At 61.0% G+C, this 22,508-nt stretch carries 18 protein-coding genes and 2 pseudogenes; 14 read left to right on the top strand and 6 right to left on the bottom strand.

The window, feature by feature from the left end; genetic code table 11:
- The first annotated feature begins 241 nt into the window (after window positions 1-241).
- From ACR0DO_RS01960 to ACR0DO_RS01950, 3 genes and pseudogenes are all read left to right on the top strand, one after another.
- Window positions 242-1,141 (top strand): hypothetical protein, encoded by a 900-nt coding sequence (locus tag ACR0DO_RS01960; RefSeq protein ID WP_480556378.1) that lies wholly within the window; start codon window positions 242-244, stop codon window positions 1,139-1,141.
- Window positions 1,142-1,191: 50 nt separating this feature from the next.
- Entirely contained in the window at window positions 1,192-2,640 is a 1,449-nt protein-coding gene (locus ACR0DO_RS01955) for a TrkH family potassium uptake protein (protein ID WP_170441781.1), read from the top strand.
- Window positions 2,640-4,213: pseudogene (locus ACR0DO_RS01950) on the top strand (thiamine pyrophosphate-binding protein). The gene ACR0DO_RS01955 and the pseudogene ACR0DO_RS01950 overlap by 1 nt, the downstream one beginning before the upstream one ends.
- Window positions 4,214-4,264: 51 nt before the next feature.
- Here the strand turns inward: ACR0DO_RS01950 and ACR0DO_RS01945 are convergent.
- The gene (locus tag ACR0DO_RS01945) at window positions 4,265-6,004 is read right to left on the bottom strand and encodes a serine protease (protein WP_480556376.1); all 1,740 of its coding nucleotides are present in this window, start codon (window positions 6,002-6,004) and stop codon (window positions 4,265-4,267) included.
- Between the two features lie 205 nt (window positions 6,005-6,209).
- On the opposite strand from ACR0DO_RS01945, the gene ACR0DO_RS01940 reads away from it, so the two are divergent.
- The gene (locus ACR0DO_RS01940; RefSeq protein ID WP_480427121.1) at window positions 6,210-7,139 is read left to right on the top strand and encodes a glycine--tRNA ligase subunit alpha; all 930 of its coding nucleotides are present in this window, start codon (window positions 6,210-6,212) and stop codon (window positions 7,137-7,139) included.
- Between the two features lie 8 nt (window positions 7,140-7,147).
- Here ACR0DO_RS01940 and ACR0DO_RS01935 read toward each other — a convergent pair whose 3' ends face one another.
- Window positions 7,148-7,774 carry a MarC family protein gene (locus ACR0DO_RS01935; RefSeq protein WP_480556374.1) on the bottom strand — a complete coding sequence of 209 codons (627 nt, stop codon included), beginning with the start codon at window positions 7,772-7,774 and terminating at the stop codon, window positions 7,148-7,150.
- Window positions 7,775-7,871: 97 nt separating this feature from the next.
- Between ACR0DO_RS01935 and ACR0DO_RS01930 the strand changes: the two genes are divergently transcribed.
- The 8 genes from ACR0DO_RS01930 (at window position 7,872) to glmM (ending at window position 18,721) form a co-directional block, all read left to right on the top strand.
- Window positions 7,872-8,393, top strand: a complete 522-nt coding sequence (locus tag ACR0DO_RS01930) for a DUF6446 family protein (RefSeq protein ID WP_480556373.1) — start codon at window positions 7,872-7,874, stop codon at window positions 8,391-8,393.
- Window positions 8,394-8,400: 7 nt separating this feature from the next.
- A complete protein-coding gene (gltS, locus tag ACR0DO_RS01925) occupies window positions 8,401-9,615 on the top strand; it encodes a sodium/glutamate symporter (RefSeq protein WP_480556372.1) in 1,215 nt (404 codons plus the stop codon).
- Window positions 9,616-9,624: 9 nt separating this feature from the next.
- Window positions 9,625-11,736, top strand: coding sequence for a glycine--tRNA ligase subunit beta (gene glyS / locus ACR0DO_RS01920; RefSeq protein ID WP_480556371.1), 2,112 nt, complete (start codon window positions 9,625-9,627; stop codon window positions 11,734-11,736).
- Between the two features lie 64 nt (window positions 11,737-11,800).
- Entirely contained in the window at window positions 11,801-14,341 is a 2,541-nt protein-coding gene (locus ACR0DO_RS01915) for a pyruvate, phosphate dikinase (protein WP_170441804.1), read from the top strand.
- Between the two features lie 186 nt (window positions 14,342-14,527).
- A complete protein-coding gene (locus ACR0DO_RS01910; RefSeq protein WP_480556370.1) occupies window positions 14,528-15,169 on the top strand; it encodes a cell wall hydrolase in 642 nt (213 codons plus the stop codon).
- Window positions 15,170-15,427: 258 nt separating this feature from the next.
- Window positions 15,428-16,348: a dihydroneopterin aldolase gene (locus ACR0DO_RS01905; RefSeq protein WP_170441807.1), complete on the top strand. Its 921-nt coding sequence runs from the start codon at window positions 15,428-15,430 to the stop codon at window positions 16,346-16,348.
- Complete coding sequence (folP, locus tag ACR0DO_RS01900; protein ID WP_480556369.1) at window positions 16,345-17,343, top strand: dihydropteroate synthase; 999 nt, start codon at window positions 16,345-16,347, stop codon at window positions 17,341-17,343. Before ACR0DO_RS01905 ends, folP begins: the two co-directional genes overlap by 4 nt.
- Before the next feature lie 34 nt (window positions 17,344-17,377).
- Window positions 17,378-18,721 (top strand): phosphoglucosamine mutase, encoded by a 1,344-nt coding sequence (gene glmM / locus ACR0DO_RS01895; RefSeq protein WP_480556368.1) that lies wholly within the window; start codon window positions 17,378-17,380, stop codon window positions 18,719-18,721.
- Here the strand turns inward: glmM and ACR0DO_RS01890 are convergent.
- Entirely contained in the window at window positions 18,718-19,620 is a 903-nt protein-coding gene (locus tag ACR0DO_RS01890) for a DMT family transporter (protein ID WP_480556367.1), read from the bottom strand. The genes glmM and ACR0DO_RS01890 overlap by 4 nt on opposite strands.
- A 78-nt stretch (window positions 19,621-19,698) precedes the next feature.
- Window positions 19,699-20,721, bottom strand: coding sequence for a ketol-acid reductoisomerase (gene ilvC, locus ACR0DO_RS01885; protein ID WP_170441820.1), 1,023 nt, complete (start codon window positions 20,719-20,721; stop codon window positions 19,699-19,701).
- A gap of 131 nt (window positions 20,722-20,852) precedes the next feature.
- Here ilvC and ACR0DO_RS01880 point away from each other — a divergent pair, with 131 nt between their 5' ends.
- Window positions 20,853-21,308: an Lrp/AsnC family transcriptional regulator gene (locus tag ACR0DO_RS01880; RefSeq protein ID WP_170441822.1), complete on the top strand. Its 456-nt coding sequence runs from the start codon at window positions 20,853-20,855 to the stop codon at window positions 21,306-21,308.
- A complete protein-coding gene (locus tag ACR0DO_RS01875) occupies window positions 21,305-21,763 on the top strand; it encodes an Lrp/AsnC family transcriptional regulator (protein WP_170397816.1) in 459 nt (152 codons plus the stop codon). Before ACR0DO_RS01880 ends, ACR0DO_RS01875 begins: the two co-directional genes overlap by 4 nt.
- Before the next feature lie 6 nt (window positions 21,764-21,769).
- Here ACR0DO_RS01875 and ACR0DO_RS01870 read toward each other — a convergent pair whose 3' ends face one another.
- Both ACR0DO_RS01870 and ACR0DO_RS01865 read right to left on the bottom strand, forming a co-directional pair.
- Window positions 21,770-22,291, bottom strand: a complete 522-nt coding sequence (locus ACR0DO_RS01870; RefSeq protein WP_480556960.1) for a GntR family transcriptional regulator — start codon at window positions 22,289-22,291, stop codon at window positions 21,770-21,772.
- Between the two features lie 27 nt (window positions 22,292-22,318).
- Window positions 22,319-22,471, bottom strand: a pseudogene (locus ACR0DO_RS01865) (GntR family transcriptional regulator); the annotation flags it as partial.
- Window positions 22,472-22,508 lie beyond the last annotated feature (37 nt).

The raw sequence follows: 22,508 nt of genomic DNA, 5'->3' as shown, positions 1-22,508 counted from the left end.
AAATGGCGAACTTTCGCCGCACCGCAGCGAAAAAAGCTGCGGCCGCATTTTCTTTGACGTAAAGTAAAGGGGATTGCAGCCGTGGTTTGCGCGCTTGTCAGCCGTATTGCCGCACTGAGAGGAAGCCGAGACGTGAGACGCCCCGGGACTTCGAGCCTTGGCAATCCGCCCCAGACATCAGGGCGGAGCAGGGTGCTTCTTCCCTTTGAAGGTTGCATCGCTTTCATAGGAGAAACGACTAATGAATCCGATTACCCAGCCGCTGGAATTTCAGGCGGCGGCCATCCGCATGGCCGGCTACGCGGTTAGCAACCAACTGAAGATTATGCAAATTCTGGCCACTTCGGCCATGGAGTTGCCGTTTGCGCCGGTACATGCTTTGCACGCTTCATCCGCACGTCCGGCGCCAGCTGCTGCAAAGCCCGAGTTCAAGTCCAAAGCGACCGCAGCCAAGCCCAAACCGGCGGCGGCGCCGAAGGCCAAGCCGGTCGCACGTGCCAAAGCGGCGGTGAAGCCAAAGGCCGAATCGCCCAAACCTGACGCGGCCAAAAAGACGGCCGCCACGGCCAAGAAGGCGGTTGCCACGGCCAAGAAGACGGCTGCCCCTGCCAAGGCAACGGCTGCTCCCGCGGCATCAAAGCCCGCAAACGCAGCAAAACCGCAAGAGGCCAAACCGGCAGTTGCCGCGCCCAAGCCCGCAACGCACGCAAGTCATGCGGCGACGGCAAAGCCTGTGGCTGCCAAGCCTGCACCCAAGGCACAGGCGCCCAAGCCCGTCGCGGCAAAAACAGCCGCCAAACCTGCGGCGCCCAAGGCCACGGCAAAAGCTGCATCGCCTAAACCGGCGGCCCCCACGACCGTAAAGAAGACTGCGGCACCAAAGGCTCCGGCAAAACCTGCCGCCGCCAAGCCTGCCGAGCCCAAGGTACAAGCAGCGAACACCGCAGCCCCGAAGGCTGAGGTCGCCAAGCCGGTTGCACCTGCGGCCAAACCTGCGGCACCGGTGGCCAAAACGGTGGCCCCTAAGGTAGAGGCCAAGCAGGTCGCACCCAAGGCAGAAACCGCGGCGTCTCAACGCCGGACGCGTGCGCCTTCGAAGCCGCCCGCAATGCCCACACCTGCCAGCAAAACGGACGAGTAAACGGGACATCCGCTTGACACCGTCGTGCAGGCGCGACAACGCTGCGCCTCATGACGGACATGCGCCCGGTTGGATATGTGATTGGCCTGTTGGTCGCCATTCTTGGGGCGACCATGATGCTGCCCATGCTTGCGGATCTCATCGAAGGTCGGGGCGAGTGGCACGTATTTCTGGAAAGCGGTGTCATCACCATGCTGACGGGCGTTGTCTTGTCCATCAGCTGCTCGAACGGGGTGGGCGAAGGTCTGACGATCCGTCAGACCTTTTTGCTGACCACCGGCGTCTGGGTGGCGCTGCCGCTTTTCGGCGCTATCCCGTTCTTGTTCGGTGAGACCGAACTGCGCTTTGTCGATGCCTATTTCGAGGCCATGTCAGGGCTGACCACTACCGGTTCCACCGTTATTTCCGGTCTCGATGACCTGCCACAGGGTCTGCTGCTGTGGCGTGGCGTGCTGCAATGGCTGGGCGGGATCGGCATCATTGTTGTCGCCATGGTGTTCCTACCTGAGCTTCGGGTTGGAGGCATGCAAATCTTCCGCTCGGAAGGGTTTGAAACCATGGGGAAAATCCTGCCGCGTGCGCAGGAAATCGCGGGCCAGATTTCCCTGATCTATGTCTTCCTGACCTTTGTTTGTGCACTGGTCTATGCCGGTCTCGGGATGGGGTTCTTCGATGCCGTCGTTCACGCGTTGACGACAATTTCAACCGGTGGGTTTTCCAACTATGACGCGTCCTTCGGCACATTTTCGGGCCCGGCGGAATACGCGGCCTCGGTGTTCATGATCCTCGCTGCGCTGCCGTTCGTGCGCTATGTCCAGTTCGCCAATGGCAATACAAGTTCTTTGTGGCAGGACAGCCAGATACGCACCTTTCTGGCTACGATTCTGGTGCTGGTCGTGATCATGGCCGTGTTTCTGCTGAGGGTCTTTCCGCACCATTGGGAACAGGCCTTCCGCGAGTCACTGTTCAACGTCACCTCGATCATCTCGGGCACCGGCTATGCCAGCGTCGATTACATGTTGTGGGGAAGTTTCCCGGTCATGCTGTTCTTTCTGATCGGTCTGATCGGAGGCTGCGCGGGCTCAACCGCCTGTTCGATCAAGGTGTTCCGCTATCAACTGTTGTTTGCCTCGATCAAAACCCAGATTCAGCGTATCCGCTCGCCGCATGGCGTGTTTGCGCCGCGTTATGACGGGCGAACGATCGGGCCGGATGTTCTGACCTCGGTCATGAGCTTCTTCATGTTCTTCGTGGTGTCGCTGGGCGTGCTGGCCTGGGCGCTGGCGCTGACGGGGCTGGACTTCATAACGTCGGTCTCAGGCGCGGCGACGGCGCTGGCCAATGTGGGGCCGGGGCTGGGCGATCAGATCGGCCCGGCGGGCAATTTCGCCAATCTCAACGACACGGCCAAGTGGTTGCTGTCCATTGGTATGCTGGTCGGGCGGCTGGAACTGCTGGCCGTCTACGCGCTGTTTACGGCCCAATTCTGGAGAAGTTGATGAGAAGACCTCTGGGCGCCCAGATTTCGCATATGTTGAGGGACCGGGGCGTTGACGTGATTTTCGGCATCCCCGGCGTTCACAACCAGGAAATGTATCGGGGCATCGAAGAGGCGGGTATCACGCATGTTCTGGCCCGTCATGAACAGGGGGCAGGGTTTATGGCCGACGGCTATGCCCGTGCAACCGGCAGGCCGGGCGTGGCGTATGTGATCACCGGGCCGGGGCTGTGCAACATCATGACGCCAATGGGGCAGGCCTACTCGGATTCAGTGCCGATGCTGGTGCTGTCATCCTGTCTGGACGAGACGGACGCCGTACAGGGCCAGTTGCACCAGATGAAGGATCAACGCGGTGCCGCCGAAACCGTGACGGATTGGTCCCGTCAGGCCAATACGGCTCAGGCGGCTTATGGTCTGGTCGAGCGTGCCTTTGAGGAATTCGAACTCTGCCGCCCGCGCCCCAAGCATATTCAGGTGCCAATTGCCCAGCTTGAGGCCGAGGCCGATCCGGCGCCATTTCCCAATCAGCCGGTTTGCGGTCCAAGGTGGTGCCGCCTGATCTGGCGCCGCTCATGTCCTTGCTGAATATCTCGCGCCGACCGCTGTTTATTCTGGGCGGAGGGGCGCGGTCAAACTTATGGCGGCAAATTCTGACACAGTTGGGGGCCGCATGTTTCACCACCTATGCCGGTCGCGGGATGGCAGGGCTTGGCTATGCGCTGGATTTCGGCGCCACGCTGCCGCGCCCGGGCAGCGCCGATGTCATCGGGTCCGCCGATCTGGTGGTTGCGGTGGGGGCAGAGCTGGGTGAGGTTGACCTGTGGCGCGACACGCTGGGGCATACCTCTCATCTGGTGCGGGTCGATCTGGACCCGCAGGTTCTGTCCGACCATCACCGCGCGGGGATCAAGCTGCAATTAGATGGTGAGAGCTTTGCCCATGCCCTGTGGGCGTCGATTGACGCCGTTAAACCGGCAACGGGCTGGACGTTGGAAGAGGTCGCCGAGGCCCGCAAACGCTGGCGGGCGCAAGCCGATGCCGAACGTCCTGGGATCGTGCCGGTGCTGGACGCCTTGCGCGACGCAATGCCGGCCGACACGATGATCTATTCTGACATGACCCAGTTCGCCTATGTCGCGAAAGAGGCCTGGGGTATGGCTTACCCCTATCATTGGCACCATCCGACCGGGTTCGGCACGCTGGGCTATGCGCTGCCTGCCGGGATCGGGGGCGCGGTCGCGCGCCGGGGCAAACCCACCGCCGTCATCGCGGGGGATTACGGTTTCCACTACACAATGATGGAGCTGGGCGCAGCGGTTGAGTTGGGCCTGTCTCTGCCGATCATCCTTTGGGACAACGGCAAGCTGAAAGAGATCGAAGACAGCATGGTCCGTGGCCAGATTGCCCCCAGCGCTGTGGTGGCGCGCAACCCTGATTTCTGCAAACTGGCCGAGGCCTTTGGGGCCTTGTCCGCCGTTCCGGGTAGTCTGGAAGAGATGCAGGCAGCCGTACGAGCCGCGTTTCATGCCCCGGTTCCGACACTGATCCGGGTGACCCCGGACATCGCCTAGCAAGAAAAAACGCCGCCCGAAGGGGCGGCGTCTTTCGTTTTGTAGATCAGTTTAGTCCCAGCAATGCACCAGCACGGTCATTCCGTTGGCCCGTCTGCTGAGCTCATTGGGTGAAACCTCGGCGGTTGATTGGCCGGGCTGACCAGATACACCGGCCTTTTCCAAAGCTTCATTCAAGCGGTCTGCAGTTGCCGCCAGACTGACCGAAGCGGGCAGGGTGCGCCCCTCGGACGGGGTGGGCAGCAGCATACCGACAACCTGTCCGTTATCGTCAAAAACCGGGCCGCCCGCGTCGCCGGGTTGCGCCGCCAATGCAAGGCGTTTCACGCCGTCCTCACCATCCAGGCCCCGCACATCGGTGATCTGGCCGTAGGTCAGCGTTGGTGCACCCAGCGCGCCTTCATATGAGAAACCCGACACCGCGACCTCGGACTGAATGCGCGGTTTGTCGGCGCTGAACTCGGCGATGCCGATCGGCACAAGGCTGCGTCGAGGGCGCAGCACGGCCACGCCAAGATCGGTATCTGCCCAGGCCACCTGAACCTCCTGATCGTCGTTCAGCGTGATCCGGGTGCAGCTTTCCGTGGCCTCGGACACGGTCAGAACCGTGCCGTTTGCATCGGTGAAGAACCCGGATCGGGACAGGCGCGGCTTGCGCACTTGCAGGCCCGAGACCAGATCGATCCGCTGATCGGCATCCGCGCCCGCACCGGCGTCAAGTACGGCGTCATTTGTGGTGAAGCTGGCCTTAATCGCAGCCAGAACCCGTGCGCGGCGGGCCTCATCACCTTCGGGCCAGACCAACGTAAAGCCCTTGATCTGGTCGCCTTTCAGCGCTGCTTCGGTGTAGGACACGATCCCGTTGCCGCGACCCTCCAGCGTGAAACGGTCCCCGCGCAGCTGCCGCGGACCGTCCAAAGGCACAATCTCCAGCGATTGCATCACTTCATACAGCGCCCGCAGGGTGGATTTGCTGCCCTGTTGGCTGATCAGCAAGGCCTTGGCGTTCAGATCGCTGGTGCCTGTGAAATGCGCAAAGGGGGCCTCGTAGCGGTCAAAGCTGATGACGCCCAGCGGCAGGTCCAGATCGATGCCCGCCTGCGTGTCGGAATGGCGCGCCATGCCGACACTGATCAGCGGGGCGTTATAGTCGTCCATCAGAGCCGTGCGCTGCGCCGTGGTCAGAACTCCGGTGGGCTCATAGCCGTTGAACCGCTGCCAGTCCCCCATCGAACGGCGGGTGCCCGCACCAAACGCGCCATCGATGGTCGAGTTATAGAACCCCGCGGCCTGCAGGGCGGTTTGCAGATCCTTGCGTTCCTGCGCGGTCAGAACGCGTTCGGATTGCAGCGCCTGCGACCGCGTCTCATCCGAAGGCTGAGGGGCCAGCCCGGCGGTGGATGGGTCGGGCTGCGGTGTGGGCTCGACCGGCGGGGTCACCGCGCCTTGACCCTGAGAGCTTGAACCAACGGGCCAGAATTGCTGAGCCAGAGAATTCGAGAACGCGATGTAGCTGTCGGCGGGGATTTGCCCCTCGGCCCGGTAAACGCGCAGAACCTGTTCAGCGTCATTGCGTAAATAAGGCCCGATAACAATGGCATACCAGCCAGAGTTCAGGCGGAACCCGTTCACGTCAGGCAGAACGTTTGCATAGGCTTGTGCGCGTTCCTGCGCCTGTCGCAGCGTCGGTCGGGCTTCGACCTGTACCCAGACGCCTGCCTCCTGCTGTGCAAAAACGGCGCGCGTGCCAAAGAGAAATAGAAACAAAATTGCAGTGATTACTCGTGTCATTGTCGGCCCGTATCCGCAGTGTTTTGGCTTTGCCGCAGACTAAGCGATTTGACCCGCGGAAAGCCATGCCCGGAGAACGGGGAATTTCCAGTGTGGCTGTGCAGTGACAGCCGGGCCCCATTGGCCCGTTGACGCCCCTTGGCCCCTTGCATAGGAAGGACAAAACCGACCGGAACCGGGCGCAGATGTGCCCAAAGGGAATGTCATGACCGAACCGTCCAGCGCACCACGTTCTTTTCAGGAAATTATCCTGCGTCTCCAGACCTATTGGGCCTCGAAAGGCTGCGCCATCTTGCAGCCTTACGACATGGAGGTTGGGGCAGGGACGTTCCACCCGGCGACCACTTTGCGCGCTTTGGGGTCAAAGGCATGGGCTGCGGCCTATGTGCAACCGTCGCGTCGCCCGACCGACGGGCGCTATGGCGAGAACCCGAACCGGTTGCAGCACTATTATCAATATCAGGTGCTGATCAAACCCAGCCCGCCCGATCTGCAGGAGCTGTATCTGGGCTCTCTGGAAGCCATCGGTATCGACATGAATCTGCACGACATCCGGTTTGTCGAGGATGACTGGGAAAGCCCGACTCTGGGTGCCTGGGGTCTGGGCTGGGAGGTTTGGTGTGACGGAATGGAAGTCAGCCAGTTTACATATTTCCAACAGGTCGGTGGCCATGACTGCGCGCCGGTCTCGGGCGAGTTGACCTATGGTCTGGAACGCCTGGCGATGTATGTGCTGGGCATCGATCATGTGATGGACATGCCGTTCAACGATCCTCAGTCACCCAGCCCGCTGAGCTATGGCGACATCTTCAAGCAAACCGAAGAGGAATACGCCCGCTGGAACTTTGACGTGGCCAACACCGAAGTTCTGCTGCGCCATTTCGAAGAGGCCGAGGCCGAATGCGCCGCCATTCTGGCGCAGGAACATGACGACCCCAAAACCGGCAAACGCATCGTCATGGCGCACCCCGCCTATGACCAGTGCATCAAGGCCAGCCATGTGTTCAACCTGCTGGACGCGCGGGGCGTGATCTCGGTGACCGAGCGGCAAGCTTATATCGGCCGGGTTCGGGCGCTGGCCAAGCAATGTGCGGATGCGTTCCTGCTGACCGAGGCCGCCGGGTTCGAGGCCTGATGGGGCGCTCAGGCCAATCCGGGCAACAGCACTTTCAGGCCATCTGCAATCATACCGATTGCGATGGCCGACAGGATCATGCCCATAAAGCGGCTCATGATCACGCGGGCATTGGCCGACAATCGCTTGGCCAAGGCAGACGCGTTCCAGAATGTGATGAACAACAAGAACAGCACAGCCAGAAAGACGCCTGCGTAGATAATGGTGTCCATCGGCTTGGAAATGTGGTGCGCGTACAGGATCAGCGTCGTGATCGTGCCGGGACCAACCAGAATGGGAAAGGCCAGCGGGTAGAAGGCAACCGTGGCGGGTTCGGGGTAGGCTTGCTTTTCCCCCTCGGTTCCGTGATGCGTGGTGCTTTCTTTACCGCTCAGCATGTTCAAGCCGATCATCAGAACGACCAGACCACCCGCGACACGCAGATCATCCACGCTGATCCCGAACAGACCCAGCGTCTGGTTGCCAATGGCCGCGAAAGCACCGCCGAGGATCAGGCAGTACGTCGCCGTCTTTGCAGCCACCTTGCGCTGGTCGGCAGGGGTCAGGCCGTCGGTGACGCTCAGGAAAACGGGCAGGTTGGTGATCGGGTTCATGATCGCAAACAGCGCGCCGAAGAACCCAACGGCAAGGGTCATGTCCATTCCAAAAACCTCGTTCCGGCCTGTATCAATCTGGAAACTGGCTCATTTCCCATAAAGTTGAAAGAGGTCGCGTGATCAGGATGTCGAAAAGATGACCGGAAAACTGCTTGCACTCATCCTCGTCTTGTCCGCGGCCGTGGCCGGTGTTGGCATGTATTACCTTCAGGTCTATGGGTTCTATTACGATGTCGAACCTCAGCCGGGTGCGGATGTGTCCTTATGGGCCGAAGGAACAGAAGACCCGCAGCCGATCCCGTATTCGGCGTTTCAGGCGATTGACGCCGACAGCTCTCCGATCCGGTACCGGGCGTGTTTTAAAACCGATTTGACGGCCGAGGACCTGGCGACGTTCCAGCGGGTGGAAAACCCCGAACCGTTGACCGCGCCGGGTTGGTTTGGCTGCTACGATGCTGTGGCCATCGCCGAGGCCCTTAAGTCGGGGCAGGCCCAGGCGTTCATGGGGGCCAAGAACATTCATTACGGCGTCGACCGCATCGTTGCGATCACCACGGACGGAAGGGGCTATGTCTGGCACGCGCTGAACAATTGCGGTGAAAAGGCCTATGACGGAACGGTTGTCGGCGAGGAATGTCCGCCCCGGCCCGAAAGCTGAGAGTGTCATGACCGATGCAGCGATCCACATTCCCGGTTTTCTGACCGCCACGCTTGGCATTGCGGTCTACCTGATCGGGGCCGAGATCAACGCGCGGGTCGCTCTTTTGCGTCAGTTCAATATCCCGGAGCCTGTCACCGGCGGGTTGCTGGCTTCTTTTGTTTTGCTGTTTCTCTATCTCATGGCGGGGTTTGAGCTGGTTTTCGACCTGGCCTCGCGCGATTTCCTGCTGATTGTGTTCTTTGCCGGGATCGGATTGAACGCGCGGCTGGCCGATCTGATTTCCGGCGGCAAGCCATTGTTCCTGCTTCTCATTTTGACCCTGGTGACAATCGTTGCGCAGAATGCCGTTGGGGCTGTCGGGGCTATTGCCTTTGGATATCCGGCTCAGGCAGGGGTTCTCTTTGGTTCTGCCTCTTTGATCGGCGGGCACGGCACAGCTATCGCCTGGGCCCCCGACGTCGGCGCGGTCACCGGGCTTGAGGGCGCGACCGAGTTGGGCGTGGCTGTGGCGACGCTTGGTCTTGTTCTGGCTGCGCTGGTGGGCGGGCCGATTGCCCGCTTGCTGGTTGAAGGCAGGAACCTGACCCCGGATCGCCCGGACGAAGAGCACACGGTCGGTTTGCCGGATGATGCGGCCGGGGCCGAAACCAGGATCGATCACCTGACCATCATGCGCGTGTTGCTCTACCTGAATCTGGCGATCATCTTCGGTGTTCTTCTGAACGAGGCAATCGTCGCCACCGGGCTGAAACTTCCTTTGTTCGTACCTTGCCTCATCATGGGTATCGTCATCGCCAACCTGCGCGCAGTATTGGCCCCCAAAGCGCGGCCGGTTTCGCGAACGCCCTCACTGGCGCTGATTTCCGAGTTTTCGCTGGGCGCGTTTCTGGCCATGTCGCTGATGAGCCTGCAGCTTTGGACCATTGCAGAGCTTGGCCTGGCCATCGTTGTCATCATGGCCGCCCAGACACTGTTTGCCGTGGCATTTGTGATCTGGGTGCTGTTCCCGGTGATGGGTGGGAACTACCGCGCCGCCGTTCTGTCTGCCGGGTTCGGCGGCTTTGCCCTGGGTGCGACGCCGACCGCAATTGCCAATATGACCGCAGTTACCAAGCGATATGGTCCGTCACCTATTGCCTTTATCGTGCTGCCCCTTGTATCCGCCTTCTTTGTGGACATCGCCAATGCCATCGTCATTCAGACGATCGTCAATTTCTAAGGACCGAGTATGCCCGACCTGTTGATCGAACTGTTTTCCGAAGAAATCCCCGCCCGTATGCAAACCCGCGCGGGCGAGGACCTGAAAAAGCGGATCACCGATGGTTTGGTCGAGGCTGGCCTGACCTATGCCGGGGCCGCCGCCCTGACGACGCCGCGTCGTCTGACCCTGGCGATCGAAGGCCTGCTGTCCGAGAGTCCCACTATCCGCGAGGAACGCAAAGGCCCCAAGGTGGGCGCGCCGGACAAGGCCATCGAAGGTTTCCTGCGTGGCGCTGGCCTGACCCGTGATCAGTTGGAAGAGCGCGACACGCCCAAAGGCGCGGTCTACTTTGCCACCATCGAGAAAGCCGGGCGCCCGGCGGCCGAAATCGTGGCCGAAGTGCTTGAGGCCACCATCCGCAATTTCCCGTGGCCCAAGTCCATGCGCTGGGGCAGTGGCCCGCTGCGCTGGGTGCGTCCGCTGCACTCGATCCTGTGTATCCTGACCGATGAGGCGGGCGTGCAGGTTGTGCCGCTTGAGGTTGATGGCATCACATCCGGCGACACTACCGCGGGTCACCGTTTCATGGCGCCCGACCGGTTTGCGGTCACGTCGTTCGATGATTACGCCGCCAAGCTGAAACGCGCCTTTGTAGTGCTGAACCCCGCCGACCGGGCTGAACACATCTGGAACGACGCGCAGAACATGGCCTTTGCCGCTGGGCTGGAAGTGGTTGAGGACAAGGGCCTGCTGGCCGAGGTCGCGGGTCTGGTCGAATGGCCCGTGGTGCTGATGGGGCAGATCGACGACGAATTCCTGAACCTGCCACCCGAGGTGCTGCAGACCTCGATGAAAGAGCACCAGAAATTCTTCTCGGTCCGCAATCCCAAGACCGGTCGGATTGAGCGGTTCATCACCGTCGCCAACCGCGAAACCGCCGACAATGGCGCGACCATTCTGGCGGGGAACCAAAAGGTTCTGTCGGCGCGTCTGGCCGATGCGAAGTTCTTCTGGGAGAACGACCTGCGCACCGTCAAATCCGACGGGTTCGAGCCGTGGGTGGAAAAGCTGGAGTCGGTGACGTTCCATGCCAAGCTGGGCTCGCAGGGTGAGCGGGTGAACCGTATCGCGACGCTTGCGCATGAACTGGCCCCGGCGGTGGGGGCCGATCCGGCGCTGGCGATGATGGCCGCGCAGGCATGCAAGGCGGATTTGTCGTCCGAGATGGTGTTCGAATTCCCCGAGCTGCAGGGGCTCATGGGCCGCTACTACGCCGAGGCCGCTGAAATGCCTGCTGAAGTGGGGCAGGCGAGTGAGGAGCATTACTCGCCGCTGGGTCCGTCCGACGACGTGCCGACCGCGCCGGTTTCCGTGGCTGTGGCGCTAGCGGACAAGCTGGATACGCTGACCGGATTCTGGGCGATTGATGAAAAGCCCACCGGGTCGAAAGACCCGTTTGCCCTGCGCCGCGCGGCGTTGGGAGTCATTCGGTTGATTTTGGAGAGCGACGTTCGTTTGGCGCTGAGCGAGATGGCCAAACAGCACATCACGTCGGGCGTAAGTCGTCAACTGTGTTCTGTAGATCATATTGAAGAGGAGGCCATTTTTGTTGTCGCCGACCTCCTCTCCTTCTTCCACGACCGCCTCAAAGTCTTCCTCCGCGATGAGGGCATTCGCCATGACATCATCGACGCCTGTATCGCGATGGACGGTAATGACGACCTCAACCTGCTGGTCAAACGCGCCCGTGCTCTGAACGCGGTGATTGCGACTGAGGACGGGGAAAACCTCGTGCAAGGGTTCAAGCGCGCCAACAACATCCTGACGCAGGCCGAGGAGAAGGACGGCGTCGAATACTCCTATGGTGCGGATGTGAAGTTTGCAGAGACGGACAGCGAAAAGGCGCTGTTTACCGCTTTGGACGGGGCGCAAAAAGAGATCGACACCGCCTTAAAGGCCGAAGATTTCCCGTCGGCCATGTCCGCAATGGCAGCGCTGCGTGGTCCGGTGGATGCGTTTTTCGAAGATGTTCAGGTCAATACCGACAACGACATCCTGCGCCGCAACCGCCTGAACCTGCTGAGCCAAATCCGTCAGGTCTGCTCCAGCGTGGCTGACCTCAGCAAGATCGAAGGCTAAGCCAGAACGCCCTTGCGCCATTGGTGCAGGGGCTTATGCTGCGTGCAAATCAAAAGGTGCCGCAGTGCAGAATAATCCGCATACCACTCTGATCACGTCAACAGCGCCCGTGACCACCGTCTCGCACGGGGGGCGGGCAAAATGTCTGCAACGCCTGGTCCGTCTGGACCTGCCGGTGCCGCGGACGGTGGCGCTGTCCTTTGATGCGGTCCAACGGATTGCGGAAGGGCATGTGCCCGACATCGCGGCCATTCTTGAACAGTTCGATCAGGCCGCACTGCTTTGTGTGCGGCCCAGTTCCGAGGACCCCGATTGGGGTGGCCCCGGCGCGATTCTGAATATCGGCATGAACGACGCGCGTTATGTGGACCTGTCGGATTCGATGGGGGCCGAGGCCGCCGCCGCGCTGTATCTGCGCTTTGTGCAAAGCTTTGCCATCCATGTGGCCCGTTTGGACGCGGATGTGTTCGATGATATCGACGCGGATGGCAGCGAAGGGCTGCGCCTGTCGCTGCGGGCCTATGAGGATGAAACCGACGAGGCGTTCCCGCAGGACCGGGGCGAGCAGTTGATTGCCGTGCTGCGATCGATGGCGCGGGCGTGGGATGGAACATCGGCCCGTTTGCTGCGCCAGGCCAAGGGCGCGCCTGCAGATGCGGGGCTGGGGCTGGTGATTCAGGAAATGATCCCCGGTGTCGGTCAGGGCGAATGCGGATCGGGTGTTCTGCAACTGATCGACTCGACCACAGGATTGCCGCAGATCACAGGCCGATACCTGAGCCAGAGTCAGGGGCGGGATGCGCTGGGTGAGGGCGTGGCGGCGCTCTATCTGGAAAAGGACCCGCGCGGCAAGTCGCTTGAAGAAGTGGCGCCCGAGGCCTTTGCCAACCTTAAGTCCCATGCCGCTTTGATGCGCACCAAGCTGCGCGAGGAAATGCAGGTCGAGTTCGTGATCGAAAACGGCCATGTCCACATCTTGGACGGCGTGCGGGTACAGCGCAGTGCGCGGGCCGCGCTGCGGATCGCGGTCCGGTTGGCCGAAGATGGCATCATTCTGCCGCAAGAGGCGGTGATGCGGGTCGACCCTCATTCTCTGAACGAAATGCTGCACCGGCAGGTTCACCCCGAAGCGCGTCGCGATGTTCTGACCACCGGTATCGCCGCCAGCCCAGGCGCCGCGACGGGTAAGATCGTTTTCACCGCTGCCGAGGCGCAAGCCAGTGCCGCGCGCGGTGAGCCCTGTATTCTGGTGCGTCGCGAGACCTCTCCGGAAGACGTGCGCGGGATGCACGCGGCCGTGGCGGTGCTGACTGAAAAGGGCGGCATGACCAGCCACGCCGCCGTGATTGGCCGCGGGTTGGGGCTGCCTTGTATCGTTGGTGCGTCCGAGATGCGGTTCCAGACCAAGAAAAGGTTGCTGACCGCGCCGGATGGTCGTGTGTTCAAAACCGGCGATACGCTGACGATTGACGGAAGCTCGGGGCAGGTGCTGGCGGGGCAGCCCGCCATGCTTGAGGCCGCGCTGGATGATTGTTTCCAGACGCTGATGGGCTGGGCCGATGATGAGCGTGACATTGCCATCCGTGCCAATGCCGACACGCCCGCCGATGCGCAGACGGCGCGGAACTTTCTGGCGCAGGGGATCGGTCTGTGCCGGACCGAGCATATGTTCTTTGACCCCGGCCGTCTGATCGTGATGCGCGAGATGATTTTCGCACAAACATCTTCGGGCCGCGCAGCGGTGCTGGAACGCCTGCTGCCGATGCAGCGCGAGGATTTCGTACAGCTGTTCCGGATCATGGAAGGACAGCCAGTCTGTATTCGCCTGTTCGACCCGCCTCTGCACGAATTCCTGCCGACCACGCGCAGCGGACAGCGCGAACTGGCAGAGGCTCTGGACCTACCGGTTTCGGATGTTGAGCGGCGCGTGGCGGCGATGACCGAATACAACCCAATGCTGGGTCTGCGTGGGGTGCGTCTGGGAGTGACTGTGCCCGAAATCTACGACATGCAGGCCCGCGCCATCTTTGAGGCAACGCTTGAGGCCAGCAAGGACGGCGCCCCCGTGGTGCCCGAGGTGATGATCCCTCTGGTTTCCGCCAAGCGTGAGGTGGAACTGGTCAAATCCCGCATCGACTCGGTCGCGGCCGCAGTGGCGAACGAACGCGGGCAGGAGTTCGAGTACAGGTTGGGCGTCATGGTCGAAACCCCGCGTGCCTGCCTGCGGGCGGATGAGATCGCACCGCAGACCTCGTTCCTGAGTTTCGGCACCAACGACCTGACCCAGATGACCTATGGCCTGTCCCGAGACGATGCGGGCCGGTTCATGTCGGCCTATGTGCGTCAGGGCGTGTTTGTCGAGGATCCGTTCCATGTACTCGACCCGGACGGGGTGGGGGAATTGCTGAAACTCGGGGCCGAACGGGGGCGGCAGGCGCAGCCGGATGTCACCCTGTCCGTATGCGGCGAACACGGTGGTAACCCCGAATCAATCGCCATTTGCCGTGATCTGGGGTTTGACTATGTGTCATGCTCTCCGTTTCGGGTGCCTGTCGCTCGGCTGGCTTCCGCTCAACTGGCGATTTCGTCCAGACTTGGGGGTTGACACTCGCCTTTTGCCCTAGGATTAGTGGTTTTCAGGCAACCTTGTGCTGGAATTAGTTTTCCTCACGGGCGATTTTCCACTTGCGTTTTCTTCTGATCTGGACGTCTCGGCCGGACTGCGCTAAATGCCTCGTCGCGCCCGCCGGGGGAGGGTACGGCGCGATTTGTGCCTGTGCGAGGTTATCTGATGCTACGATACATACTGGCTGCTGCCACAATGGCGGCAACCCTGTTGCCGAGTGTGTCTTTCGCTGAAAGGGAAGCCACCGATACTGCCAAACGCGAACTTGTCACCCGGAGCGAACTGCCCGGGCAGAACTTTCGCGACTATCTGAATCTGTTCAAGCCCCGCAAAGAGCTTGAGCCAGTAAAAGTCTCTTATTCGAAGGCCTGGCTGGACCAACAGCCCAAGGCCACCGGGGATGAAGGCTTTAAATGTCTGGCCGAGGCGCTGTACTTTGAAGCGCGCGGCGAAAGCGTGCGCGGTCAGTTCGCCGTGGCCGAGGTCATTCTGAACCGCGTCAAAAGCAGCCGGTTTCCGAATTCGCTGTGCGGCGTGATCAAGCAGGGAACCGGCAAGAAATACCAATGCCAGTTCACCTATACCTGTGACGGCCACAAGGAAGTGATCCGCGAGAAAAAAGCCTATGAGCGTGTATCCAAGGTCGCGCGGGCTGCAATTGATGGTGTCGCCAAGGAACTGACCGAAGGCGCCACGCATTACCACACCACCGCTGTGAACCCGTCGTGGTCGCGCGTCTATAAGGAAACAGCGCGGATTGGTGTGCATATCTTCTACAGGCACAACTACCGAACAGCGAGCAACTAAAGGGCGCCCCGCGCTGCCAGAAAAGTGGCGCGGGGTGTCGTACTTGGCCGATTGTGGGTCCAAGGGCCGGGCCCGCCGGTGTTCGATCAGACCGACCAAGTGTCAATTGCCGGGACAGGGCGTATTGGGTTGAATGATCCGGGCCGCTTTCCCTGACGCCGCATTCGGTATCTGGAATGGCGTTTGAGGCGGTGTTATACGCCCGCGCATCCTATAGTGTTGGCTGATCAGCCCACCAAGCCCGAAAAGGTCCTTTGCATGAGCTCTGAAATCCGTCTTGCCTTTGCGCATCCGTCCGAGCGGTCCGAAGCGACCGCCACGCGCGGTCCGCTGGATCGCATCTCGCTCAGGGACCATATTGTCGAGGTCGAGATCGGTGCCTTTCAGGCCGAGCGCGGCACGACACAGCGCATCTGCTTCAACATCGTGGTCGAGGTGCGACCGCTGACCGATCCTATTGACGACGACGTGGATCGCATCCTGTCCTACGACCGCGTGACCGAGGCGATTGCCCACGAACTGGCCGCCGAGCGCCTGAACCTGCTGGAAACTCTGGCGGATCGTGTGGCCGAGCGTATCTTGCTGGAACCTCAGGCCGTAAGAGCCTTTGTTCGCATTGAAAAGCTGGACCGTGGCCCCGGCGCTCTGGGCGTCGAGATCGTGCGTGGCAAGGATACAATCCACCACGATTTGGTTGAGGAAGAACGACCCCATCCGCGGTTGGTATTCCTGTCGAATGAGGCGATTGCCTCGTCCAATCTGACCGGATGGATTGACCAGTTGGAGAACCGCCAGCGTCCTCTGATCCTGTGCGTGGGGGCTGCGGATATGGATATGCCGCAGACTGGCCACGCGATGACGCAGCGCCGGATCGACCTGTTGGCGATTGAACAGAACGCCTGGGTTCTGGCCGCGCGGGATCATCGCTGTGTGGTGGTGTCGACGCGGACAGAATTGGATTGGGCGATGAAGAACGGTCAGATCTGCGTCTGGGCCCCGTCCAAGATCGTGTTGGATGCGGTTGACGGCCCCTCTGCCGCGCCTTCGGACGCCGTTGCCCTGGCGGCGTGGTTCGCAGCCACGTTTGAAGCCAGCGAAATGATGGTGATCGGCGGTGCCTTGCCGACCGCGCCGAAGACGCCTCTGCGCGCCATTCCCGTGGATCAGGCGCAACTGTGACCGAATACTACCGACCGTTGGCGCAACATGGCCCGGCCCGCCCATCGGGCGCGGTGCCTCTTGCCGGTCAGACTTTGTGGTTCACGCATGCCGTACGGCTATCCCGAACCGAAACCCCGGCGGTTGTTTCCGCACAGGACATCACCGACGACGTGCTTGCACGCCTGACCGGGCCGCGCGCCGAGATCGCCGGACTGGCGATGGACCGACCGCAGACCATGGGTATCCTGAACGCGACACCGGACAGCTTTTCCGATGGCGGCGTGCACAACTCGGTCAAGGCAGCCGCAGCCGCAGCGGAACAGATGGTGGCGCATGGGGCCAGCATTCTGGATATCGGTGGCGAGTCGACGCGTCCGGGGGCCTCGTACGTGCCGGAAGACGAAGAAATCGCGCGTACCCAACCTGTTATCGAGGCCATCCGTGCCAATACGCAGGCGCTGATTTCAATCGACACCCGCAAGGCCAGCGTTGCGCGGGCGGCGTGGGATGCGGGGGCGGGGCTGATCAATGACGTCTCAGGCTTTACCTTTGATCCGCAGCTTGCGCCGTTTTGCGCCCAGGTTGATGCCCCGGTCTGTGTAATGCACATGCAGGGCGATCCGGCCACGATGCAGGACGATCCGCAATATGATGACGTGCTGTTGGATGTGTACGATTTCCTTGACGGGATGGTGGCGCAGTTAGAGCAACTGGGCCTGAACCGCGCCCAGATCGTGATTGATCCGGGCATTGGGTTTGGCAAGACGCAGGCGCACAATCTGACCCTTCTGCAAAATCTCAGCCTGTTCCACGGGATCGGCTGTCCGATCCTGCTGGGCGTGTCGCGCAAGGGGCTCATTGGGCAAATCGGCCAGGAACCGCGCAAGGACGCCCGCGCGCCGGGATCAATCGCCGTTGCTTTGGCAGGATTGTCCCAAGGCGTGCAAATCCTGCGCGTTCATGACGTGCCCGAGACCGCTCAGGCCTTGCGTCTGTGGGCTGCCGTCCGGTAATCCGGTCGCAGGCAAGAAATAACGGAGTGACACCATGCGCAAGCTGTTCGGAACCGACGGAGTGCGGGGCACCGCCAATACCCATCCGATAACGGCCGAGATGGCCCTGCGCATTGGGGCTGCTGTCGGGCGGTATTTTCGGAAGGATCATTCTGAAGCGCACCGGGTGGTGATCGGCAAGGACACGCGCCTGTCCGGATATATGTTGGAAAACGCGCTGACGGCGGGGCTGACCTCGACCGGGATGAACGTGCTGTTGCTGGGTCCGGTGCCGACGCCGGCGGTGGGTTTGATGACCCGGTCGATGCGGGCGGACCTGGGCGTGATGATTTCGGCCAGTCACAACCCGGCCGAGGATAACGGCATCAAGTTCTTTGGCCCCGACGGCTACAAGCTGTCCGATCAGGCAGAGCTGGAAATCGAACGTCTGATCGAAGAGGGCGTCAGCCCTGCGCAGGCGCAAAATATCGGTCGCGCGCGTCGGGTGGATGATGCGCGGTTCCGCTATGGTGAGCGGGTCAAGTCCTCGCTGTCCCGCGACCTGCGTCTGGATGGGCTGAAAGTGGTTGTCGATTGCGCCAATGGCGCCGCACACCGCACCGCGCCCGAGGTTCTGTGGGAACTGGGCGCCGAGGTCATTCCGGTCGGGATTGCGCCAAACGGTAAGAATATCAATCTGAACTGCGGTTCGACCAAACCTCAGCTGGCGGTCGAGACGGTCGTGGCCCATGGCGCGGACGTGGGGATTTGCCTGGACGGTGATGCCGACCGCGTCGTGATGGTTGATGAGCACGGGCAGGTGGCCGACGGAGATCAGCTTATGGCGCTGCTAGCGACCAGCTGGGCGAACGCGGACCGCCTTGCTGGCGGCGCGCTGGTTGCCACGGTCATGTCTAACCTCGGGCTGGAACGGCACCTTGCCGCGCAAGGGCTGCGGCTGGAGCGGACGGCGGTTGGCGACCGCTATGTCGTCGAACGGATGCGCGAAGGCGGGTTCAATCTGGGCGGTGAGCAGTCGGGTCACATCGTCATGAGCGACTATGCCACCACCGGTGACGGTTTGATGGCCGGTCTGCATTTTCTGGCCGAGATGGTGCATTCAGGCCGCAAGGCATCCGAACTGTCGGTTCAGTTCGAAACCGTTCCACAGCTTCTTAAGAACGTGCGTTACGGCGAGGGGCAGACACCTTTGGAAACTGCCAGCGTACAGGCTGCCATCGCCGATGCAGAGGCGCGCCTTAACGGACACGGACGTCTTCTGATCCGCAAGTCGGGAACAGAACCCCTGATCCGTGTGATGGCGGAATGTGAGGACGATACCCTGTTGACGCAGGTTGTGGATGGCATCGTGGCCGAGGTCGAAGCCGTCGCCGGTTAACGGCCGGTCAGCATCTTGCGCAGGCTGAACCACTGGCTGATGGCCAGCCCGGTCAGGATCATGATCAGCGCGATGTAGAACCGCAGGGGCAGGGCTTCGGACAGAATCCAGGCGCCAAAGATCATCGACCAGATCGGTACCTGGTAATTGACCAGCGTCAGAAATACGGATCCGGCGCTGCGAATGATCGAAACGCGCAGCAAAGTGGCAAAGGCGGTGGGTAAAAGGCCCAGCGCTATGATCGCCAGACCGGGGCGTGCGCCCTCCCAGCGGGGAAGGCCCTCGGTCACCAGCATGATCGGCAGCAAAAGCGCCGCGCCAACGACCAGTGACAGCGCAGCCAGCACCACCGGATCAACCGGCGGGCAGCGCCGGGTAAAGATCGACGCGCAGGAATAGCACAGGGCCGCCCCGATACAGGCAAGTTGGGCCACGGGTTCCGCCCCTTGTCCGATCTGAGCCAGCCCTGGACCGATCAGCACCAATGCACCGCAAAATCCCAGCGAGACCCCAAGGAGTCTACGCAGGTTCAACGGTTCATCGGAAAAGAAATGCGCCAGCGGCAATACCATCAGCGGAATAGCTGCCATCGACAGTCCCGCAAAGGCCGAGGCCACATATTGCTGCCCCCAGCTGAGCAGCAAGAAGGGCAGCGCTGTGGACAACAGGCCAATGATGGCGATGTAACCCCAAAGCTTCGGGTCGCCCGACGGCAGCTTGCGCCCGGTCAGCGCCATCATCCCCAGCAAGGTCAGCGCCCCCAACGTGGTGCGTGCGGTGGCAACGGTGACCGGCCCGTATCCCTCTAGCGCCATGGCGACAACCATGAACGTCCCGCCCCAGATGAGGCCCAGAGTAATAACGCCGCTCCAATCGCGGGATGTGGGTTGGTCAATCATGTTGCGCCTTGGGGCCGAAAGCGGTTGTGACGAAAAAGGGCGGCCGTTTGGCCGCCCTTTCGCTTTGAACAGTCAGGATCAGTTCTTTTCCTGATCGACCAGCTTGCCAGCAGAAATCCACGGCATCATGTCGCGCAGTTTCTTACCAACCTGCTCGATCTGATGCTCGTCGTTGTGGCGGCGGGCCGCTTTGATGGTCGGCTGACCAACGGCGTTCTCCAGCATGAAGTCACGCACGAACTTGCCGGTTTGGATGTCCGAAAGGGTCTCTTTCATCGCCTTCTTGGTCTGCTCGTAGGGCAGAATGCGCGGGCCGGTGACGTACTGGCCATATTCCGCAGTGTTCGAGATCGAGTAGTCCATGTTGGCGATGCCGCCTTCATAGATCAGATCAACGATCAGCTTGGTCTCGTGCAGACACTCGAAATAGGCCATTTCAGGTGCATAGCCTGCCTCGACCAGCGTTTCGAAGCCGCAGCGGATCAGCTCAACGATACCGCCGCACAGAACGGCCTGCTCGCCGAACAGGTCGGTTTCGCATTCTTCGCGGAAATTGGTCTCGATGATGCCCGAGCGGCCGCCACCGATGGCCGAGCAATAGGACAGGCCGATTTCAAGCGCTTTGCCAGTTGCGTCGCTGTCGACAGCGACCAGACAGGGCACGCCGCCGCCTTTGACATATTCACCACGCACGGTGTGGCCGGGGCCTTTGGGGGCCATCATGATGACGTCGACGCCTTCTTTCGGCTCGATCAGGCCAAAGTGGACGTTCAGACCGTGGGCGAAGGCAATGGCCGAGCCGGGCTTGATGTTGTCATGCACGTATTTCTTGTAGGTCTCTGCCTGCAGTTCGTCGGGCATGGTGAACATGATGACGTCGCACCAGGCCGCCGCTTCGGCGATACCCATGACCTGCAGGCCTTCGGCTTCGGCTTTCTTGGCGGATGCCGAGCCTTCGCGCAGAGCGACAACCAGGTTTTTCGCACCCGAGTCGCGCAGGTTCAGCGCGTGGGCGTGGCCTTGCGAGCCATAGCCCAGGATGGCCACTTTTTTGTCTTTGATCAGGTTGATGTCGCAATCGCGATCGTAATAGACGCGCATGATTCCGGTCCTTTCTGTTACGGTTGCTGTGCTTTTAGTTCGGTGCGACTTGGTTGGCGAGCGTTGAAGCATTGAGTATTTGTCAAAAAGGTGAAAAGTTATTCGCAAAAAGTTGGAGTAGTGAGTAATTCATGCTTGACGATATGGACCGGCGCATTCTGCGCCATCTGCAAGCCGAGCCGACCCTTTCGATGGCCGAACTGGCAGAACGGTGCGGGATCAGCCAGGGCGTGTGCTGGCGCCGCGTCGAGAAGATGCAGGCCTCAGGCGTCATTCAGGGGCAGGAGGCCGTGATTGACTGGGCTGCGCTTGGATATGCCGTCGAGGTCTCGCTGCGCGTGACGCTGGACAAGACCCAGCCGCGCGCCTTCGATGAGTTCACGGCCGCCGCGCGGGAGGTGTCCGAAGTGATCGAGATTCAGACCTTTCTGGGGCGTGTAGATGTGCGTCTTTCGGTTTTGGCGCGCGACATGTCTCATTATCAGAAAATCTACCGTGACCGCATTCTGACCCTGCCGCATATCGCCGATATCGAGGCGTTGATGCATATCGCACGGTTAAAGCGAAACGAGGTTCTGCCCGTATGATTGAGCTTGATGAAACCGACCGCCAGATCCTACGTGCGCTGGTGCAGGATGCCACACAAAGTGCCGGAGCTTTGGGGCGTAAGCTGGGATTGTCCCAGCCTGCGACCTGGCGGCGTATCAGGCGGCTGGAAACGGCAGGAGTCATCAGGGGCCGCCGCCTGCGTCTGAATGCCGAGGCGCTGGGGTTCGGCGTGACGGTTTTTCTGGGTGTCAAGCTGGCACGCAAGGGCCAGATCAGTCTGGAAGACTTCGAGCGCGCGGTCAGCGCCATCCCCGAGGTTCAGACGGTCGAGCATGTTCTTGGCCTGTACGATTATCGCCTGCGGGTTGTTGCCCGCGATCTGTCCGACTTTGAACGCGTCCTGCGGCGGCGGATCATGACCCTGCCCGGCGCCGGGGACGTCGAAGCCAACGTCCTTCTCAGCGAAGAGCGGTTGCCAGGTCCGATCGGTTAACCGGGATTAGTATCTGGTGCGAATGCAATATCCGGGATGGTGGGTCATGCGCGCGAAGGTCATCGGCTCACCATCTTTCCAGGTCGTACGCTCAAGCTGAATCATCGAGGTGCCGGCAGTGGTGCCCATGAATTCGGCCAGACGCCCGTCGGCGGAAATCGCGCAAAAGGCAATCTCAGCCTCGGTGAAGGGGGCGACATTCAGCAGCCATTCATGCGGGCCCTGTGAATTGAGGTCGGCATGTTCGACTTCAGGCACGGTGTTGATGTTGATCCAGCGCTCTTCCAGTTGAAAGGGGCGGTTGTCGGCATAGTGCATACAGATCACGTGCAGCACACGCGCGTCCGGAGAAACGCTGAGCTGTGACGCCAGCCACCCGGGGCTGGGTACGACTTTCCGCTCGACCAGCGCATAGCGATAGGTTGAATTCTGGTTTTCGACGACCTGCCGCGCCAGCGAGAGTTCCAGTTTCGCGTGTTTGCTGGGTTCTTTTTTGACCCGTGTTCCGCTTTTGCGCTTACGCTCCACGAACCCCTGATCGGCTAATTCCCGCAAAGCGCGGTTTACGGTCGCGCGCGCGCAATTGAATTCTTCGGCTAGCTGCGTTTCTGTTGGCAGCAAAGATCCCTGGGGCCAGATCCGGCTTTCAATGCGGCGTTTAACTTCGTCCCGTACAACCTGAAAACTGATCCGCTTTTGAGCATTCACGAGAAGCAATACCTTTCTTCTTCAAAGTGTGTGTATC

The organism is Ruegeria sp. AM9, from assembly GCF_056540565.1.
Note: the sequence above shows the minus strand (reverse complement) of the source record. Positions and strands in the feature narration are given on the sequence as shown.

What these genes read in the sequence shown, in the direction of transcription:
- ACR0DO_RS01945 (WP_480556376.1), bottom strand. Translation starts at nt 6,004, where the DNA reads ATGACACGAGTAATCACTGCAATTTTGTTTCTATTTCTCTTTGGCACG.
- glyS (WP_480556371.1), top strand. Translation starts at nt 9,625, where the DNA reads ATGCCCGACCTGTTGATCGAACTGTTTTCCGAAGAAATCCCCGCCCGT.
- ACR0DO_RS01960 (WP_480556378.1), top strand. Translation starts at nt 242, where the DNA reads ATGAATCCGATTACCCAGCCGCTGGAATTTCAGGCGGCGGCCATCCGC.
- ilvC (WP_170441820.1), bottom strand. Translation starts at nt 20,721, where the DNA reads ATGCGCGTCTATTACGATCGCGATTGCGACATCAACCTGATCAAAGAC.
- ACR0DO_RS01940 (WP_480427121.1), top strand. Translation starts at nt 6,210, where the DNA reads ATGACCGAACCGTCCAGCGCACCACGTTCTTTTCAGGAAATTATCCTG.
- ACR0DO_RS01890 (WP_480556367.1), bottom strand. Translation starts at nt 19,620, where the DNA reads ATGATTGACCAACCCACATCCCGCGATTGGAGCGGCGTTATTACTCTG.
- ACR0DO_RS01910 (WP_480556370.1), top strand. Translation starts at nt 14,528, where the DNA reads ATGCTACGATACATACTGGCTGCTGCCACAATGGCGGCAACCCTGTTG.
- ACR0DO_RS01880 (WP_170441822.1), top strand. Translation starts at nt 20,853, where the DNA reads ATGCTTGACGATATGGACCGGCGCATTCTGCGCCATCTGCAAGCCGAG.
- ACR0DO_RS01875 (WP_170397816.1), top strand. Translation starts at nt 21,305, where the DNA reads ATGATTGAGCTTGATGAAACCGACCGCCAGATCCTACGTGCGCTGGTG.
- ACR0DO_RS01930 (WP_480556373.1), top strand. Translation starts at nt 7,872, where the DNA reads ATGACCGGAAAACTGCTTGCACTCATCCTCGTCTTGTCCGCGGCCGTG.
- ACR0DO_RS01905 (WP_170441807.1), top strand. Translation starts at nt 15,428, where the DNA reads ATGAGCTCTGAAATCCGTCTTGCCTTTGCGCATCCGTCCGAGCGGTCC.
- ACR0DO_RS01955 (WP_170441781.1), top strand. Translation starts at nt 1,192, where the DNA reads ATGACGGACATGCGCCCGGTTGGATATGTGATTGGCCTGTTGGTCGCC.
- gltS (WP_480556372.1), top strand. Translation starts at nt 8,401, where the DNA reads ATGACCGATGCAGCGATCCACATTCCCGGTTTTCTGACCGCCACGCTT.
- glmM (WP_480556368.1), top strand. Translation starts at nt 17,378, where the DNA reads ATGCGCAAGCTGTTCGGAACCGACGGAGTGCGGGGCACCGCCAATACC.
- ACR0DO_RS01935 (WP_480556374.1), bottom strand. Translation starts at nt 7,774, where the DNA reads ATGACCCTTGCCGTTGGGTTCTTCGGCGCGCTGTTTGCGATCATGAAC.